We start from the raw sequence: 1,484 nt of genomic DNA, 5'->3' as shown, positions 1-1,484 counted from the left end.
CAAAAAACACAAAAAACTAAAACCAAAAAACTAGAAAACCAAAAACACAAATTCATTCAATTCATTAAAAGGAGACATAATGAAGACGAGAGAAGAGATGGAGGAGATTTATGATACGCGTTCAAAATGGCTATCATTTTTCTTATCCAGACTTTGCGCTAAAAGATTGGCAAGATAGAATCCATATTTTTGAGGTAAAGAGTATGAGAGGTGGGGATAATGCAAATTTTGCAAAACAATATGAGGCAAAAGTTGAATGGAAAGGTTAAAACGCTTAGCGAGAGGGTTTAAAGAGATTTTGTGTGCAGAGATAAAATTTTAAGACAAGCTGAGGAATGACAAAATGTTACTTACGAATAGGCAACAAGTGTAACTAAATTGCGCCACAGCCTAGAATCTACCCAAACGCCTTTTTGCAAATTACACCTTAATAATCCCTCTTTGGATATAGCTTTTAACCGCTGCATCTATCGTTTGCGTAATGCTATATTTGGGTGCATAGCCCAAAAGCTCTTTTTCTTTTTGGATATTATACGCCCCACTTCTTACAAGATGATAGTAGGAATGCTCGGTATATTCTTGATTATTGATATAATCGCACCATTCTTTCCACGAAAGAAAGTCAATTTGTGGAGTTTGGTTAAAAAATTCATACATATATTTTGCATAGCCATAAAGCGTAATGCTTTGTTCTCCCACCGCATAAAAGCTTTGTCCAAGTGCTTTTTCTCTATGTGCAATCGCCTTAAAAAACACCTGCGCAACATCTTCATTATGGACATGGTGCAAAGTTTCCATACCAAAATTAGGCAAAAAAATCTTTTCACCTTTTGCGATTTTTTCAAACACGCTTGTATCTGTATTGCCCCAAGGATTGATGATTTTAAACCCCTCTCCGCTAATTTGCCCAGGTGCAATAATTGTCATCGGGAATCCATTTTGAAAAGATTCTTGCAAATACATTTCGCTTAAAAACTTTTGCTCACCATATTCATCAAGGGGTGTTTTAGTCGTGCTTGCAGGATTAAGTGGCAAAATCTCTGCTCTGCCTTGTGCCCAAACAGATGAACAAAACAGATAATGGCTAATCTTGTCTTGAAACTTTGCAACCAAATCTTTGGTGTCTTTTAGTGTGAAGTTGATGAGATCCACAATAATATCAGGCTTTAGAGATTCTAAATGTTCTAAAAAATCCGGTGCATTTCTATCAAGCGTGATTTGTTCTACCTTTTGCCACGCAGGGTTTTCATTATAAGGCTTGCTTTTGCCCCTGCTAATGTTTGCGACACTAAAGCCTGCTTCAACCAAAGCAGGAATCAAAAAAGTGCCAATATGCCCACTACCTCCAATTACAACGACTTTTTGCATTGTTTCTCCTTTTGTGTTTTTTGCTCCTTAGAAATACATTTTTGCAATAAAATTACCCAAATTAAGCTTAAAGAAAGTCCTCATCTTGAAATTCATTACGCATAGATTGCACACTT

2 protein-coding genes are annotated in these 1,484 nt (G+C 36.3%); one reads left to right on the top strand and one right to left on the bottom strand.

Features of this window, described 5'->3' with window-relative positions:
* Positions 1–110 precede the first annotated feature (110 nt).
* The gene (locus tag LS70_RS10025) at positions 111–269 is read left to right on the top strand and encodes a hypothetical protein (protein WP_161594719.1); all 159 of its coding nucleotides are present in this window, start codon (positions 111–113) and stop codon (positions 267–269) included.
* A 151-nt stretch (positions 270–420) separates the two neighbouring features.
* Here the strand turns inward: LS70_RS10025 and LS70_RS09835 are convergent, their stop codons facing one another.
* Positions 421–1,368, bottom strand: coding sequence for an NAD-dependent epimerase/dehydratase family protein (locus tag LS70_RS09835; RefSeq protein ID WP_034290861.1), 948 nt, complete (start codon positions 1,366–1,368; stop codon positions 421–423).
* Positions 1,369–1,484 lie beyond the last annotated feature (116 nt).

Origin of the sequence: Helicobacter sp. MIT 11-5569 (assembly GCF_000765695.2) — a bacterium.
Taxonomy (GTDB): domain Bacteria; phylum Campylobacterota; class Campylobacteria; order Campylobacterales; family Helicobacteraceae; genus Helicobacter_D.
The sequence above is the reverse complement of the archived record's forward strand: the minus strand, read 5'-3'. Positions and strand labels throughout refer to the sequence as shown.

Bases quoted from the DNA above. Each gene is read 5' to 3' on its own strand.
- LS70_RS10025 (WP_161594719.1), top strand. From the start codon at position 111: ATGATACGCGTTCAAAATGGCTATCATTTTTCTTATCCAGACTTTGCG.
- LS70_RS09835 (WP_034290861.1), bottom strand. From the start codon at position 1,368: ATGCAAAAAGTCGTTGTAATTGGAGGTAGTGGGCATATTGGCACTTTT.